This window comes from Apibacter sp. B3919 (assembly GCF_026537405.1).
Taxonomy (GTDB): Bacteria; Bacteroidota; Bacteroidia; order Flavobacteriales; family Weeksellaceae; genus Apibacter.
Map to the genome: position 1 here is coordinate 91009 of NZ_JAFNMG010000004.1, position 18049 is coordinate 109057.

General features: G+C 33.5%; 12 protein-coding genes and 1 other RNA gene. 4 read left to right on the top strand and 9 right to left on the bottom strand.

The window, feature by feature from the left end; translation table 11 throughout:
• Positions 1–23: 23 nt before the first annotated feature.
• Positions 24–692, top strand: coding sequence for a GIN domain-containing protein (locus J3U20_RS07635; RefSeq protein WP_160542715.1), 669 nt, complete (start codon positions 24–26; stop codon positions 690–692).
• Positions 693–872: 180 nt separating this feature from the next.
• Here the strand turns inward: J3U20_RS07635 and trpS are convergent, their stop codons facing one another.
• From trpS to dnaN, 9 genes are all read right to left on the bottom strand, one after another.
• Positions 873–1838 carry a tryptophan--tRNA ligase gene (gene trpS / locus J3U20_RS07640; RefSeq protein WP_160542714.1) on the bottom strand — a complete coding sequence of 322 codons (966 nt, stop codon included), beginning with the start codon at positions 1836–1838 and terminating at the stop codon, positions 873–875.
• A 133-nt stretch (positions 1839–1971) separates the two neighbouring features.
• On the bottom strand, positions 1972–2613 hold the full coding sequence (locus tag J3U20_RS07645; protein ID WP_160542713.1) for a lipoprotein signal peptidase: 642 nt from the start codon (positions 2611–2613) through the stop codon (positions 1972–1974).
• Between the two features lie 5 nt (positions 2614–2618).
• Positions 2619–2996: a TraR/DksA family transcriptional regulator gene (locus J3U20_RS07650; protein ID WP_105297303.1), complete on the bottom strand. Its 378-nt coding sequence runs from the start codon at positions 2994–2996 to the stop codon at positions 2619–2621.
• Between the two features lie 2 nt (positions 2997–2998).
• Positions 2999–6394 carry an isoleucine--tRNA ligase gene (gene ileS / locus J3U20_RS07655; protein ID WP_160542712.1) on the bottom strand — a complete coding sequence of 1132 codons (3396 nt, stop codon included), beginning with the start codon at positions 6392–6394 and terminating at the stop codon, positions 2999–3001.
• Positions 6395–6627: 233 nt separating this feature from the next.
• Entirely contained in the window at positions 6628–8127 is a 1500-nt protein-coding gene (cls, locus tag J3U20_RS07660) for a cardiolipin synthase (RefSeq protein WP_160542711.1), read from the bottom strand.
• A gap of 344 nt (positions 8128–8471) precedes the next feature.
• The gene (locus J3U20_RS07665) at positions 8472–8999 is read right to left on the bottom strand and encodes a KdsC family phosphatase (protein ID WP_105297328.1); all 528 of its coding nucleotides are present in this window, start codon (positions 8997–8999) and stop codon (positions 8472–8474) included.
• Positions 8989–9765, bottom strand: coding sequence for a Rossmann-like and DUF2520 domain-containing protein (locus tag J3U20_RS07670; protein ID WP_160542710.1), 777 nt, complete (start codon positions 9763–9765; stop codon positions 8989–8991). Before J3U20_RS07670 ends, J3U20_RS07665 begins: the two co-directional genes overlap by 11 nt.
• 10 nt (positions 9766–9775) lie before the next feature.
• Positions 9776–12196, bottom strand: coding sequence for a phenylalanine--tRNA ligase subunit beta (gene pheT, locus J3U20_RS07675; RefSeq protein ID WP_160542709.1), 2421 nt, complete (start codon positions 12194–12196; stop codon positions 9776–9778).
• Between the two features lie 88 nt (positions 12197–12284).
• Complete coding sequence (gene dnaN / locus J3U20_RS07680; protein ID WP_105297308.1) at positions 12285–13400, bottom strand: DNA polymerase III subunit beta; 1116 nt, start codon at positions 13398–13400, stop codon at positions 12285–12287.
• A gap of 448 nt (positions 13401–13848) precedes the next feature.
• Here dnaN and ssrA point away from each other — a divergent pair.
• The 3 genes from ssrA to J3U20_RS07695 all read left to right on the top strand — a co-directional run bounded on the left by ssrA (position 13849) and on the right by J3U20_RS07695 (position 18049).
• Positions 13849–14249: a transfer-messenger RNA gene (gene ssrA, locus J3U20_RS07685) on the top strand.
• Positions 14250–14672: 423 nt separating this feature from the next.
• Positions 14673–16583: a type VI secretion system Vgr family protein gene (locus J3U20_RS07690; protein ID WP_160542708.1), complete on the top strand. Its 1911-nt coding sequence runs from the start codon at positions 14673–14675 to the stop codon at positions 16581–16583.
• A gap of 5 nt (positions 16584–16588) precedes the next feature.
• Positions 16589–18049, top strand: a complete 1461-nt coding sequence (locus J3U20_RS07695) for a hypothetical protein (RefSeq protein WP_160542707.1) — start codon at positions 16589–16591, stop codon at positions 18047–18049.

Sequence of the window (18049 nt, forward strand, 5' to 3'; positions counted from 1 at the left end):
TGAATTCTATCTCAAAAAAGTATATGAAGAAATTTTTATTTGTTTTATTTGGGATAATTTTTATACAGATTGTTTCTGCTCAGGCAATAGTTAAAAATTTAAGAAGTTTTACCGTTTTGCGTGTTTATGATAAAATTCCTGTGACGTTACTTTCCTCACCGGAAGAAAAAGTAGAGATAAGCGGAGTAAAAAAAGATGACGTAAAAATCGTTAAAAAAGGCGGAGAATTAATTATTAGAATGGATACGTTGAAATTAGAGAACGACGATGAGGTAAACGTAAAGGTATATTATAAAAAGTTAAATAATATACATGCTTACGAAGGATCAACAATAACCGGTCATGATAAATTAGAAGAAAATCTATTAAATATCGGGGCTACTGAAGGTTCGAAGATTACCGTTCTTGTTGGAGTAAACAAAATACATGCCAAGCTAAAATCAGGAGGAGAAATCAAAGTTTCAGGATTGGCAAATCATCAAAATATTAAAATTACATCCGGGGGCACCTACGACGCAAAAGAAGTGGGTTCAAACAAAATTGCTGTAGCAGTTACTTCCGGAGGAACAGCATCTGTTTATTCTAATGGATTAGTTGAAACCAAAATAAAAGATGGGGGAGATATTAATGTCTATGGAGGAGCGGAAGTAGTTAAAAAAGATATCGAGGGCGGATATGTGAATATATACTAAATATGGCTTATATAAAAATATTAAATATAGCTATAGATAAAATCTATTATAAAGAATTGCAGGAAAAAAATAATTAAACTAAAATTGTATCCTTTTACACAAGAATTTAAATATTAGTTTAATTAGTTTAGTTTAAATTGTAGCAAAAGATCTTTTTGCTGCAATTTTTTTTGAAAAGTTTTAAAATTGTAAAGACTTTCTAACTCTTTTGAGTGTTTCAGATGCTATGCTTTTTGTTTTTTCAGCTCCCTCTTTAAGAATATTCTCAAGTTCCTCAATATGATTCATATAGTAATTATATTTTTCCCTGGCCTCACTAAATTCACGTAGAAGAACTTTAAATAATTCATTTTTAGCATGTCCGTATCCGTAACCACCGGCTAAGTAGTTTTCTCTCATATTTTCCACTTCTTCAGGAGTGGCTACCAATTTAAATATAGAAAACGCATTACAAGTATCCGGATTTTTAGGTTCTTCCAGTGGAGTAGAATCGGTTACAATAGACATAATTTGTTTTTTTAACTCTTTTTCAGGGGCAAAAATTTGAATGGTATTTCCTCTGGATTTACTCATTTTATTTCCATCAGTTCCGGATACATACATTGTATTTTCCTGAATTTTGGCTTCAGGGACTACCAAAACATCGCCGTGTACGTGATTAAATTTTTGAGCGACATCTCTAGTCATCTCCAAATGCTGCAATTGATCTTTACCTACCGGAACGATTTGTGCATCGTATAAAAGAATATCCGCAGCCATAAGCATAGGATAAGTAAACAGCCCGGAATTTACATCTTCCAATCGATCGGCTTTATCTTTAAATCCATGTGCCAGAGCCAAACGGCTATAGGGGAAATAACAAAGCATATACCACATAAGTTCTGTTACTTCAGGAATGTCTGATTGTCTGTAAAAATAAGTTTTGGAAATATCCAAACCACATGCGAGCCAGGTTGCCGCTATTTCATACGTATTTTGTTTAAGGACTTCAGCATCTTTAATTTGCGTCATGGAATGCAAATTGGCAATGAAGAAAAATGATTCATTAGAAGGATCCTTGCTTAGCTTAATAGCCGGTGCAATGGCTCCTAATATATTGCCTAAATGTGGAGTACCCGTACTTTGTATGCCTGTTAAAACTCTCATGTGTATATTTTATATGATAAAATGCAAATTTACATTTAAAATATAAAGTGCAAAAACTTATGCATTTTTATTATACCATATAAAGATTATACCCAGCATAAGAATACAAAATGGAGTACTTTTTTACACAAGACTATTTCATCCATTCTTTAGGAAACATACTGGGTTTGAAGAAATAAACACCTATGAGAAATATCGCTCCGAGAGTGATAGAAGAATCGGCAACGTTGAATATATAATTAAAGAATTGAATCCTTTCACCTCCCCAAATAGGAAACCATTCGGGTAAGTAAGTGTCTATAAGAGGAAAACGAAACATATCCACGACACATCCTCCGAATAGAGGAGCATATCCTTTAAAATTAAGCTTGGAAATTCCCGAATATCCGTACCAATCCTTCACAACCGAGTTATAAGTTGTACCCGAATCGAAAAGGACTCCATAAAAAGTACTGTCAATCAAATTCCCGATTGCACCCGCAAAAATTAATCCTGCCGGGATGATAAAATACCATGTATTAGCCTTTTTAGACCATTTGTTGATATAATAAGCCATTAAACCTATTAATACCAAACGCAATAAGCTCAAGCCTATTTTACCTATGAATCCTCCAAGTTGCACTCCATAAGCCATACCTGGATTTTCAACATACGTAAGATAAAACCAATCGAAAACTTTTATTTCCTCATGCAGATGAAAATGCGTTTTAATGTAAATTTTTGATACTTGATCTAATAAAAGGATAAAAAATGTTATCCATAAGACTTTCTTCATTCTTACTATTGATTGTTTTTAGCCTCAATGCTTAAGGTAGCATGAGGAACCGCTTTCAATCTTTCTTTACCTATTAATTTCCCGGAAATTCTGCAAATTCCGTATGTTTTGTTCTCAATTCGTATTAAAGCATTTCGCAAATCACGGATAAATTTTTCTTGACGAGCCGCCAAATGGGAGTTACTTTCTTTACTCATGGTTTCCGAACCTTCTTCAAAAGCTTTAAAAGTAGGAGAGGTATCATCCGTTCCGTTATTTAAATCATTAACAAACGCTTCTTTCAGCATAGTTAAATCATTTTCCGCTTTTTCAATTTTATCAAGAATAAGTATCTTGAATTCTTCAAGTTCTTCGTCAGAATATCTAAGTCTGTCTTCAGTCATAATTACACTTTTTTTAGTACGATTTTAATTTTAATTTCATTAATGTCTAATTCCGTCCCATCGGTAGTGTTACTTACAAAAGTTAATTTCTGTGTTAATGTTTCAGAACATATATATTCCATATTTTCGTTAACGGATTTTTCAATTTCCTCATTCGCCTGAATTTCTAAAGATATTTTATCGGTAACTTCCAATCCATTCTCTTTTCTGAGATTTTGAATTTTATTTACCAATTCTCGAGCAATTCCTTCAGATTTTAATTCAGGTGTGATAGTGATATCGAGCGCAACGGTTAATTTGCCGTCGTTGGCAACCAACCATCCCGTAATATCTTGTGTGCGAATTTCAACATCATCTAAGTTTAGTTCGTAGCCGGACAAAGTTATAGCCCCGTTCTTTTCCAACTCTTCAATTTGAAAAGAAGATAATTGTTGGAGCTCTTGGCTAACGGCTTTAAGGTCTTTGCCTAATTTAGGTCCTAACGTTTTAAAATTAGGTTTTACGGCTTTTACAATAATATCAGAAGCTTCTTCAGGGTTCAATAATTGAACTTCTTTTACATTGACCTCTTGTTTTATTATAGGTATTATGGATTCGAGATTTTCCCTGTCATTTTTACTTAAAACAGGAATCATAATTTTTTGCAACGGTTGGCGAACTTTTATATTTTCTTTTTTACGCAAAGAAAATACCATAGTGGTAACTTTTTGTGCTAAATGAGTTCTTTCCAACAATAAATAATCGATTTCATTTTCCTGTTTAACAGGAAAATAAGCTAAATGAACCGATGCATAAGGTTCTTTTCCCGTAACAGCATTTAAATCCTGATACAATTTATCGGAATAGAAAGGTGCTGCCGGAGACATTAATTTAGCAATAGTATCCAAACATTTATAAAGAGTTTGGTAAGCAGAAATCTTATCATTGGAATATTCTCCTTTCCAAAAACGTCTTCTTGATAAGCGCACATACCAATTACTTAAATTATCAATTACAAAAGTATTAATTGCTCGTAAAGCTTTGGTTGGCTCATAATCGGTATAGAAAGAATCCACTTCATCTATCAAAAGATTAAGTTCGGATAGGATCCATTGATCTAATTCGTTTCTTTCTTTAAAATGTATATCATCCTCTTTATAACTGAATCCATCCACGTTGGCATATAAAGCAAAGAATGAATAAGTATTATATAAAGTTCCGAATATTTTACGGCGTACTTCATCAATGCCCTCCAAATCAAATTTCAAATTATCCCAAGGTTGGGCATTGGAAATCATATACCATCGAGTAGCATCCGGCCCATACATAGCCAAGGTTTCAAAAGGCTCAACAGCATTTCCTTTACTTTTGGACATTTTATTTCCTTTTTTATCTAAAACCAACCCATTGGAAACAACATTTTTATAAGTTACGCTGTCAAAAATCATGGTTCCGATTGCATGTAAAGTATAGAACCAACCGCGAGTTTGGTCTACTCCTTCAGCAATAAAATCTGCCGGATAGTATTTTCGTTCGTCTATTAATTCCTTATTTTCAAAAGGATAGTGCCATTGAGCGTATGGCATGGCTCCAGAATCAAACCATACATCAATCAAATCACTTTCTCGCTTCATGGGCTTTCCACTCTCTGAAACTAGAACTATTTGATCAACAATATTTTTATGAAGATCTATTTTACTGTAATTTTCCTCGGAAAAATCACCTACAATAAAATCTTCAAAAATATTTTTAGACATAAATCCGGCTTTTATGGATTTTTCCATTTCATCAATCAATTCCTGAATAGAACCAATGATGATTTCTTCTTTAGCATCTTCAGTTCTCCAAATAGGAAGGGGAGTACCCCAATATCTTGACCTGGAAAGATTCCAATCATTAGCATTTTCCAGCCAATTACCAAAACGACCTTCTCCCGTTGATTTAGGTTTCCAATTGATACTTTGATTTAATTCGGTCATTCGATCACGAACTTCCGTAATTTTTATAAACCAAGAATCCAAAGGATAGTAAAGAATAGGTTTATCAGTTCTCCAACAATGAGGATAGTTGTGATTGTATTTTTCTACTTTAAAAGCCTTATTTTCGGTCTTTAAAAGTATGGCTATTTCAACGTCGGTTGAACGTTCCGGAGCTTCGTTATCGTTATAATATTCAATGCGAACATATTTTCCCGCAAAAGGTTCAGGTAAACTTGAAATAAATTTACCCTGTAAATCCACCAAAGGAACAGGATTTTGATTTTCATCAAGAACCAACATACCGGGTACCCCGTGTTCTTTTGCAACTTTCGCATCGTCTGCACCAAAAGTAGGAGCAGTATGAACAATACCTGTACCGTCTTCAGTAGTCACATGATCTCCATCAATCACAACAAATGCGCGGTCCGCATCTTCATACGGTAATGTCCAAGAAAGGAGTTGTTCGTATTTTATTCCAACTAAATCTTTCCCCTTGTATTCGGCAAGAATTCTATAAGGTATTTTTTTATTTTCAGATGTATACTCTTGAAAATCGGCATCAGATTCAGCAGGTACGAATTTACCTGAAAACTGACTTCCTACTAATTCTTTAGCGAGTATAACGTTGATGGGTTCAAAAGTATATTGATTAAATGTTTTTACCAATACATAATCAATAGATCCTCCTACAGTCAACGCCGTATTGGAAGGTAAGGTCCACGGTGTGGTAGTCCAAGCCAAGAAGTATACATCGCCCTGAATATCGTTAAATAAAGTGGTGCTTTCCTTAATTGCTTTAAATTGAGCAACAATGGTAGTGTCTGTAATATCTTTATATGCACCGGGTAAACTCAACTCATGACTGGAAAGTCCTGTACCTGCTTTAGGAGAATAGGGTTGAATGGTATAACCCTTATAAAGTAAATTTTTATCGTAAATTTGTTTCAACAACCACCAAACACTTTCCATATATTTGGGGTCATAAGTAATATAAGGATGATTTAAATCTACCCAATAACCTATTTTTTGAGTTAGTTCGTTCCAAGCACCGGTATATCGCATAACTGCTTCTTTACAAGCCTTGTTGTATTCTTCAACAGTTATTTTTTTACCAATATCTTCTTTGGTAATACCTAATTCCTTTTCAACTCCAAGTTCAACGGGCAAACCGTGGGTATCCCAACCGGCTTTTCTATTGACCTGTTTTCCTTTTAAAGTTTGGTATCGGCAGAAAATATCTTTAATGGTACGAGCCATTACATGGTGAATGCCCGGCATTCCGTTGGCTGAAGGAGGTCCTTCAAAAAATACGAATTGGGGATTGCCCTCACGAGATTTTATACTCTCTTGGAAAATATTATTTTTTTTCCAAAATTCTAAAATTTCGTCTGCAAATTTATTTAGATTTAATTCTTTATATTCTTGAAATTTATTGCTCATTTTCTTTTAAAACAAATGCGAAAAAAATTGATTTGCGAATATACGAAAAAAAAGTCTATCTTAAATGGACTTTAATTGTATAGTAAAACTAATTTATTGTATTACAATCAGCGATTTATAACTTTTAAAAAAATCGTATTTTTAAAAAATACAGATCAATTAAATTACCCTATATAGGGATTGCTATACCCTAAAATAGTTCGTTAACCTTGAAGAATTAACTAATCATTTTTTTATAAAAGGGGTGATATAAGTTTAGCTATGGAATTACCTAAATCTACCCATCGGTTTCGTTTTAACCATTCCTTATAGGAAACTTCCGTACTGTTTTCAATGTCTTCCATAAAAGCATCGTAAAGTTCCCGGTTAATGGTTTCGCTGTAAACTAAGGCGCTTATTTCAAAATTTAAATCAAAGCTCCGCATATCCAAATTGGCTGATCCTATAACGGAAAGATTGGTGTCGGAAATTATGGTTTTAGCATGTACAAATCCTTTCGTATACCTGTAAATTCGAACCCCCGAGGCTAATAACTCTTTATAATAGGCGCACGAAGCTGCATTAACAATGATACTGTCCGATTTAAACGGAACCAAAATTCGAACGTCCACTCCGCTTAAAGCTGCGTATTTTAAAGCATTAACAATAGTTTCATTAGGAATCAAGTATGGCGTCGTTAAATAAAGCCTCTTTCGGCTGGACATTATAATTCCGTTGTATACAAGCATTATAGTTGCTCGATCACTATCCGGACCACTGGCAGCAATCTGCAGAAGCTCGGGGTTTTCGTCTTTAGTGGTGATATCTTTAGACGCATGAAAGTAGGCTTTGTCAAAAGGATCGACGTCATTTCCGGAACAAAAATTCCAATCGGTTATGAAATTATATTGAAGTCCGTTTACCGCTTCTCCTTTCACCATAAAATGGGTATCACGCCAAAATAGTTTGCTGTTCGGGGTATTGATATATCGGTCGTCAACATTAATTCCGCCAATAAAACCAACTTTAGAATCAATGATTATTATTTTACGGTGATTGCGGTAATTCATTCGGTTGGCAAAAGCATAAAGTTTAATTTTGTAAAAAGCAGCGGCTTGTACCCCGCCTTCACGCAATTCTTTTATCATTCTTTTGTTCAACGAATGGCTTCCAAAATCGTCGTAAATAAATCGTACGGTTACGCCTTCTTTGGCTTTTTGTATTAAAATATCTTTAATTTCGTTTCCAATACGGTCATCAGCAAAAATATAATATTCAATATGGATATGTTTCGTTGCTTTTTTTAATTCTTCAATAACCTCTTTAAATTTATTTTCACCATTGATAAGCAACTTGGTATTTTCGGCTACATAAAGAGCAGAAGAAGTATCTTTTAATAACATTCTTATTGAGTGAGTTTTACCCTCCAGTAATTTATTGTATTTGTTGATTCTCTTTTCGGTATGCTCATTTATTTGATTTCTGAGTATCTGATAAAAGTTTCGATCGTGTGTATATTTTCTTTTATACAATTTTTCCAATCGGTAGTTCATTCCAATCGAAAAATATAATATTACCCCTATAATGGGAAGGATAATAACTATAAGTAAATAACCGATTGCTTTGGATGGATTTTCCGTATTTTTGATTATTTTAAAGATGGTATAAATAATAACAAGTATATAAAGAACAGCCCCTAGTATTGAAAGATATTCAAAGTTTAAAGATTTAAACCATGCAATAAATTTATCCATATTTTTGAAACGAAAATTTTCTTATAAATTTAATTAATATAATTATTTGATAATTTTTAACATTTATAATTCAAATTTTGCAATTTATAGATTGTATGTTTGATAAAAACTAATTTCTTTATAATAAATAGTATTTATTGTGCAAATAATTATATTAAAACAATATAGTTTATGGAGATGGTAGGTGGTGTAAAAATTTTGGAAATAGGATGAAAATTAAATTTGAATAACATGATTGATAGCGTATGATTTTATCCATTGCTATCAAAGAGGTAAAAATATTGGTTATTTTATTTAGGGATCTAAATAAATTTTATATCCTAAAACTTATGTAAATAAGATGTTTATATAGAAGCGGTAGTATCTTTTGTTTCGAGGTAATCCCAATCGCCCTTAACTCTTAAAACTTGTTCGATCACATCTCTCACACAACCTTTTCCGCCTTTAGTAGGTGAAATATAGTCTGCAATGGAAAGAATTTCGGGACAAGCATCTTTGGGAGCTGCTCCAATTCCCACTTGGTTCATCACCTCATAATCGGGCAGGTCGTCTCCCATATATAAAACTTCATGAGGTTTCAACCCGTATTTGTAAAGAAAATCTTCCAAATCATCCCATTTATCTTTAGAATCAAGATAAATGTCAGTTATACCTAAATAGTTAAGTCGGCTCACTACAGAGGCATCCTTTCCTCCGGTAATTACGGCAATTTTATAACCTTTCTTTACAGCAAACTGTAAGGCAAACCCATCTTTAGTATTCATATTTCTTATCATTTCGTTATTAATGAGAATGATGGATCCGTCGGTCATAACTCCGTCTACATCAAAAACGAATGCGCTAATATGATTGAGCTTTTCTTTATAATTTATCATGGTAAGTTTCTAAAATGGAATTAGTTAGTAAAGAATAGATTTGGTATAAATTCGAATCAGACTCTAAAATAGATAAATGTTTTTGGATAACAACTTGGTCATTTCTTTTTGCCGGTCCTGTTTGAGCGTCATACGGAGAAATGTCATCATTAATTTTTTCAAAAGTTTCCTTTATCAAAGGTTTTAAAATCTCAAAAGGTATATCTTGTTTACTGCAAATTTCATTGGCTATGTAAAGTAGATGATTGGTAAAATTGTTGGCCCATACACCCGACATATGTATTTTCAATCGCTTTTCTGAATCTACAACATAGGCTTCATCAGAAATTCTTTTAGCCAAATTTAAAAGAATAGTTTCATCGTCTTTATTTTCTGCTTCAATAAAAAAAGGAATTTTATCGTATTCCAATGCTCTTTTTTTTGAAAAGGTTTGCAAAGGGTAAAAAACTCCTTTTCTGTATTTACCCTTAAGCGAAGATAAGGGGATTGATCCGGAAGTATGGACAACTAAACAATCTTCAAATGGTACATAATAAGATATTTCGGAAATGGCCTTATCTGAAGTGCAGATAATATAGATGTCTGCCTTAACAATTTCTGAAATTTTATCTGTATAATTAATATTATAATCTTCTGCAAAATTTTGTGCTTTATCCAGAGTTCTGTTGAAAACCTGTACGACATTCACCGTATTTTCAAGTAAGGCTCTGGTTAAATGATAAGCAACATTTCCGGCCCCTAGAATTACAACATTTTTATGCATATTTTCATCATTAATTATTTCTTAATTCGGCATGAAACTGGGTTGAAAAACGATCTAACAATTTTTTCATGACCTTATCAATGTCTTGATCCGTAAGGGTTTTATTTTCATCTTGAAGGAAGAAATTCAATGCGTATGATTTTTTACCTTCAGGTAGATTTTTGCCCTCATAAACATCAAAAAGATTTACGGATTGAAGCAATTTTTTTTCTGTTTCAAAGGCCGCTTTATATAAGTCAAAATATTTTATATCTTTATCCAGTAAAAGAGCTAAATCTCGGGTTGAGCCCGGAAATTTAGGGATTTCAGCTAATTTATAAGGTTTTTTCTTAGAGGCAAGATCCACCCATTTTTCCCATTCCAATTCTGCATAAAATACATTACCTTTTAATCCGAATTCTTTTAAAAGCTTAGGACTGATACTTCCTAATTTACCTAAAGAAGATCCGTTTACAAAAAGTTCAATGCCGTCTTTATACAGAGAAGAAGACTCTAATGGTTTTTCATCAATGGATATGTTAAAACCGGTAAGTAATTGGCTTACAATTCCTTTTAAATGAAAAAAAGTAGAAGTATTTTGAGGAATAATCCAATTATTTTCCTGGAAATTTCCGAATAAAGCTACCGAAAGTTTTTTATTTTCAATATAAGTTCCCGCGGAATTTTTAAAATAAGTTTTTCCGAATTCATAAAACTTAATTTCTTTCTGATTACGATTGCTGTTAAATGATATACTTTGTAATACTCCATATATCAGGGATTGCCTCATTACACACAAATCTGTGCTTAAAGGATTAACCAGTTCCACGTATTGATTGTTTTCATTTCTACGAGACGTTAACGAATTGTTGATGATTTCGTTAAAACCATTATATTTTAATTGATTAGCAATCGTGTTTTCAAGAAATTCTTCATCAAAGGCATTTTTATTTTCATAAGCAAACGAAAACTTTTCAGGAATGTCAATTTGATTGTACCCATAGATTCGTGCAATTTCTTCAATAACATCTATTTCCCTCGTCACATCTACACGATAAGCGGGTACTATAAGATCCAAAACTTCATTTGTATCGCTGATGATAGTAAACTCTAATGATTTTAAGATTTCTTTGATCTGTTCTCTATGGATTTTCTTTCCTAATATTCGATCGATTTTATGATACCTTAAAATAGTATTTACGTTTTTTATTGGATTGGGATATATATCTATCATTTCTCCAACAACGGTTGCATGGGTTAACTCTTTAAAAAGCTCACAGGCTTTTTTCAAAGCAATCAGGGTATAATTAGGGTCTACACCTCTTTCAAAACGGAAAGAAGAATCGGTATTTAACCCTTCTTTTTTAGAGGTTTTCCTTATAGAAACCGGATCAAAGTAAGCAGCTTCTAAAAAAATATTTTTAGTTTCATTGGAAACTCCGGATTCTAATCCGCCATACACACCGGCCAAGCATAAAGGAGTATCCTGAGCGTCTTTTATAAGTAATTCGGAATCGGATAGATTTCTTTTTACTCCGTCTAATGTAGTAAACGCAGTTCCTTCCGGTACTGTTCCCACTTTTATTTTTTGACCGCCAATTTTATCGGCATCAAATGCATGAAGAGGAAGTCCATAGGAATGTAATATATAATTAGTTATATCTACTGCATTATTTATAGGAGATAATCCTATGATTCTTAACTGGTTTTGTAACCAATCCGGTGAAGGTTTAATTTCAATATTTTTTAAATATATACCCGAATATCTAGGGCAGAGCTGCTGATTTTCCACTTCAACGCTAATTGGATTCCCTTTGACTTCATCCAATTTGAAATTTTCGAAAGTGATTGGTTGTAATTCAGCCTTGATTTTTCTGCTTTTAAGCGCCGCATATAAATCACGAGCTACCCCATAATGAGACATAGCATCCGTACGGTTGGGAGTGAGCCCTATTTCAATACAATAATCCTTAGAAACAGGGATCACCTCATTGAGAGGAGTACCCACTTTTAAATTAGTATCAAGTACGAGTATGCCCTCATGGCTTTTACCTAAGCCCAATTCATCTTCGGCACAAATCATTCCGAAAGATTCTTCCCCTCGTATTTTACTTTTCTTGATTTTAAATTCGCTTCCGTCTTCGGAATATAAAGAAGTACCAATAGTGGCTACAGGTACTTTTTGGCCTTTTTCAACATTAGGTGCCCCACAAACAATTTGTACGGTTTGATCCCCTAAGTTCACTTTAGTTAGTTTCAGCTTGTCTGCATTCGGGTGCTTTTCACATTCAATGACTTCACCGACAACTACACCTTTTAGACTGCCTTTGACAGATTCAATTTCTTCAACATCTTCCACTTCCAAACCTGTGTCTGTAAGTATGGAAGCTATTTTTTCAACAGATAAATCAGTCTTAATATATTTACATAACCAATTATAAGAAATTTTCATTGATTTTAACTATTTATATTAAAAAAATCTTATGTAAATAATTTATTTACATAAGAGCGAGAAAAGTGGTTTATATTTTAAAATTTATTTAGTTATTAAGCATAACAGGCATTACCAACATTAATATGTCTTCATTCTCATCCAATCCGTCTGCAGGTTTAATAATTCCCGCACGATTGGGCGTAGACATTTCAAGAGTAATGTCTTCCGAAGAAATGTTGTTAAGCATTTCATTTAAGAATTTGGAATTAAATCCTATTTTTAATTCTTCCCCATTGTAATCACAAGGAAGGCTCATATCCGCTTTATTTGAAAAATCAACATCTTCAGCGCTTAGCTTAAGTAAATTTCCATTTAAAGCTAAACGTACTTGTGAAGTTGATTTATTTGAGAAAAGGGCGGCTCTTTTTAGAGAGCTTAAAAATAATTGCCTGTTTATAGTCAATACGTTCGGATTCTCTTTAGGGATTACGGCATCATAGTTAGGATATTTACCGTCTATCAACCTACAAACCCATTGAGTTTCATTGTGAGTGAACCGAGCATTGGTTTCGTTAAATTCAATAATAACCTCATCATCATATGCAATCAGGGCATTTTTCAATAGAGTAAGCGGTTTTTTAGGCATGATGAATTCTATATCTTCATTGGCCGATACATCTTTACGAGTATATTTTACCAAGCGATGAGCATCGGTTGCTACAAATCGACATTCCGAATTGGTAAATTGGAATAATACCCCGGTCATCACGGGACGCATGGCGTCATTACCGGTTGAAAATATAGTATTGGCGACCGCTTCTCCTAAAACGGAGGCTTTCATGGTTATAGACCTGTCTGTGTCTAATTCGGGTAGGGTAGGATACTGGTCTACATCATCCAAAGCTATGAAGTAGTTGTCTTTTTCATCCACAATTTCGAGTTGATTTCCTTCTTGTGAAAAGGAAAGCGGCTGTTCGGAAAAAGTTTTTACTGTATCGGTAAGCAGTTTTGAAGGAACTGCAATTTTTCCTTTATCTGTACTTTGAACTTCAATACTGGTTTTCATGGTTGTTTCACCATCAGATCCATAGATGGTTAATTTATCAGAATCCAGATCGAATAAAAAATTTTCCAATACAGGTAAAGATGAGTTTCCTCCGGTAACTCCACTTATTAATTGTAATGCTTTTAATAATTCTCCGCTTGAAACTATGAATTTCATATATGAATTTTTTCTTAATAGTTACAAAATTAGTTTTTTTCATTCTAAATCAAACTCTTTTTTTTTATTTTTTATTGAAAAAATCATATTATCTATTTTAAAATATATATAAATTATAAATTCTTTATGATATATTGTTTTATTTTTAGGGATTTAAATTTTTATAATTATAATAAAAAGATAATTTCTATTTTTAAAAATATTTAGAAAATTATTTTTTACTGTCAATATTGTTATGATGAAATTTTAAATCGATCTCCTTGTTTTTAATTGATTTAGTAAAAGCTTAGATGTATGGTTTTATATCTTATTTTGTTTTCAAATCTTTGATTTTATTTAAAAATAATAATTGAATATATATAGTGCTTAAAGGAATACGGGGTCCATTTTGACTTATAATTAAGTTAAAATGATTATATTTGCCAATTAAATTAAAGAATTATCCATTGGGGATGACCGGTTTTGACAGCAAGATCAATGGGTAAGTAAGCATGTCGAGTCACGTAAGGTAATCTCGTTAAACTTCCGTTACAAACTTATAACTGGCAACGAAGAATACGCTTTAGCTGCTTAATACGACCGAATTACAGTAAGTCCAAGCGATCTCCTTACCAGGTAAGGAAGCTAAATGTCTCTCAAAAGCCCTTCTCTGCGGCGTTTGGTTAAGAGGCACGGGAATGCGGAGATAGAACAGGACACGCATCGGGTTCTGTTCGAAAATTTAGATGATAAGCTGCTTGTGGGGTGTGAATTCTCAGCAATCAGCCGAAAATTAATAATTCACTAAGCATGTAGAAAGCTTACGTATTGCTTGTTTGGACGAGGGTTCGAATCCCTCCATCTCCACTTTTTAACCCGTTTATATAACGGGTTTTTTCGTTTTATATGGTTTTTTAGATAAGTTTTTCATCTTCGGGAATACTATTATTCTTAATTATTTTTTACATTTTTAAATAGATTCAATGAGAATCACGATTTTTTCATATTCATCAAGTTCTTTTTTATAATTCCGAAAGAAGTAAGATTTGAAATTCACTTTTTGTTTAAAGAATAACTTATATTGATCCTATCCTATATTTAAATTTTATACTTTTTAGATTGTTTGATTAAAAAACACATACATATAAAATGATCTTATTGCTATCTCATAAACCATATAATTGGCATTTTTACCACTACTTATTTCTATTTTTCAAATATATTTATTTCAATAACTAAATATTTAGTATCTTTGTTTATTATTGTTTAATAACAAAACAAACTACTTATTATATGAAAACCACTCCAAATTATGAAGAAGGTACGGAGCATTCCTTTCAATTAAACCCGCCTCAAAAAGAGGTTAGATATTATGCAAAATACGGAGGAACTAAAGAAGAGGTCTATGGAAAAACTCATTTAGTATCCGTGAAAATACGTATCAACGAAATTGAATATTTTACCAAAACCAGTATAAAATTAGAGCTAAAGCAAAAGCTTAATCAGTTACACACTTTTACACTCTATTGTGATCCGGATGAATTCGGAGAAAATAAAAAGACATATATCTACCAAAATACCAAAGAATACTTAGGGAAAAAAATAACTTTTGAATTTCGCCAGTATGGAAAAACAGCCTCTCTTTTTACGGGCCTGATTACACAAATATCTCTACCCAAAAAACAAGGCATACGTCAGCTGGTATTTCGGGGTACCTCTCCCGAGGTATTGATGGAAAGCGGATTACAATGCAGAAGTTTTGAAAACCAAACCCAGGAAGAAATTATAAAAGAAATAATAAAACCCTATTCCCGAAACTTAATAAACTTTCAATTCAATCCCAATAAAAAAGAACGATTACCTTATACCGTACAGTACAATTGTACGGATTTAGCCTTTATCCAACAACTTAGCGAACGCTATGGTGAATATTTTTATTACAATGGTGAAGAATATTGCTATAGTTCATGGGGGGGAAGGGTCATAGAATTAATGGAAGGAGAAGACGTATTTGAATATGAGTTAAAACTGGGAATCGGTCCTCAAAATTTTAAATTTACGACCTATGATGCCCAACAGAAAACAGAGCATATTTTAACCGCTAACCCTAAATCTCATCCCGGTTCAACCAATCCCTTTCAACAACATGCCTTAGCCTATTCAAAAAACCTGTATCACACAATACCTCAATTCCATTATGAACAAAGCTTACTACCAAACGGTTCAAAGGAAATAGAAGATTCAATGGAGATTGAAAAAAAGAAAAGACAAAATTTAGTTTATGTAGAAGGGGTGAGCAACAATCCCCAATTGCGGATCGGAGATGTAGCCAAGATGATGGTGTGGATACCTGAACATGAAATATTTAAAGACGGTCGAATACCGATCGAATCATATAAGATCATCGAAATTGAACACCGCTTTGCAGACGGAGAGGGCTATGAAAATACCTTTACAGGCATTCCCAAGGACATGACCGTTCCACCGTTTTACAACGGAAGAGCCTATCCGAAAGCTTCAATACAACACGCTACGGTTACAGATAATCAAGATCCGTTGAAAATGGGAAGAGTGCGCGTGCAGTTTAGTTGGCAGAAAGAAAGCAACAGTCAAACCCCGTGGATACAGGTAATACAGCCTCATGCGGGAGGAGGAAAAGGTATTTATATGAATCCGGAGAAAGGAGAGACCGTTTTGTGTGCCTTTCAAGGAGGAAATGCCGAAGCACCCGTAGTATTAGGAACGGCTTATAATGGAGGAGAAATAGCCGCCTATTATAGTGAAGGAAACGATATCAAAGTGATACAGACCCGAAGCGGCACTAAGATAATATTTAATGATTCCGAGGGAACGATTCTAATGGAAGATCCAAGCGGAAATAGAATTTTTTTGGATGGAAAAGGGAATATCAAAGTATATGCCCCTGAAACCTTGTATATGGATGCCAGGAATATATCGGTAAATGCTTCTCAAAATATAACCATGAATGCAGGAGGAAATGTATCCCTGATGGTGGGAGAAGATTATAGTTTGACCGCCGCTAATATTTATGAAGCTGCAGGACAAAGTAGAACTTCAGATGCCAAGAATATTACTGAAACATCTTCTAAAGATGGCAAATATAGTTCAGAAGATGAAAATATTAAATTTGAGAGTGTTAAAGCTGTTACATCCAATAGTGCAGAAGATACCACATTACACTAGAAATTATGGGAATAGAAGGAGGAAATATAGTACGCAAAATAGGAGGAGAGAGTATAAAACGAGCAAAAGAATCAATAACTCTTACAGCCAATGGTGGAAATTTAACCTTTAATGCCAGAAAAAAGGTTACTATGGTAGGAAGAAATGGCGGTGTTCAATATTTAAATGATTATACCCCTCCACCGCCTTTGCGCGTGGTAAAACTGGACGGACCTTTTGATGAAAAAGGACAGAAAGTTTCTTGTATTAAAAAAGGTATATCATACCAATACAAAATAGTAAATTTCAATAGACAGCCTAAACCACATGAACTAATAAGAATTAAGTGGGCTACCCAATTTGATGAAGGAGAGATTATATCTAAATATCCTCAAAATAACGGAAAACAAGAAGTAAAATTTTGGGTACCCAGAGATGTTAAAAATTCTAAATTCAGTGTATATGCCTACTTGGAAAAGCCTAGTAAGGATGTTAGTATACTAAGTAGACTGGATGATAAATTTTATTATAAAGGAACTAAAAAATGGGGACAATTGCAAAACGATACAGCCAAGGTAAAAGCAATTTTGGATGCCCGCAATCAAGAGTTTAGAGCCAAAGCGGGAAGCTCAGGAGTGACTTCAATTTCCCATCTCGAAAAACTTTCCGAAAAGCAGATTCAGAAACTTTATGAGGGAAACGACTATAAAGGCGGTTATTTTGGTACCCGAGACGTACTTAAAGAAAATACCGCCAATATCATTGTACAAAATTTTTATCATGGCAATGGAAAAAAGGTAAGTTTTGGCCTCAATACAGAAATTTCCAAACGTTTGCACCAATTTAAACCTTTTCAAAACTATTTTAACAATAATTACCTGCAAATGATAAAATACGTGTTAGAAGACCCAAGATTCGATATTCGTACGATAGATAAAGAAGGAATTTTAAATGTTTTTGGACCAGAACATTTGAAAAAAAATGCATTGCCTAATTTTTCAGGGGTTAATTATCGTCCTAAAGAATTGGCAGCAGATTTATACATGCGCATGTACAACGAAGAAGGTTTTGAGTATTATGGCTTAATGGGAGGAACACAAACGGTTAAGGTAGACTTGGAAATTGAAGAAAGCCAACCCGGGCGCTATAAAATAGACACTACCATGTATATAGGCGATTGGTACGGCTCTGACTGGGGAGACCTTAACGGTGGTGAAAATTATGAAGAAATATACTCAAAACTGATGAAAAAGTTTACCAATTTAGGGAAGGCACTAGTGGCGCAAAACTTAGCTATTGCGGCAATGTCCGGCCGACTTAATGAAATGATAGGTCATAAAAAAGGAAACATGTCCTGTCTGAACGCCTTTTTCTGGCTTCAATACCATTACGGATACCTTCCCGGATATGAAAAAAAATATAAACCTTTTGAAACTGAACTGGTCTATAAATCCGTAGATTATTTAACCATCAATAAAAGGAAATAA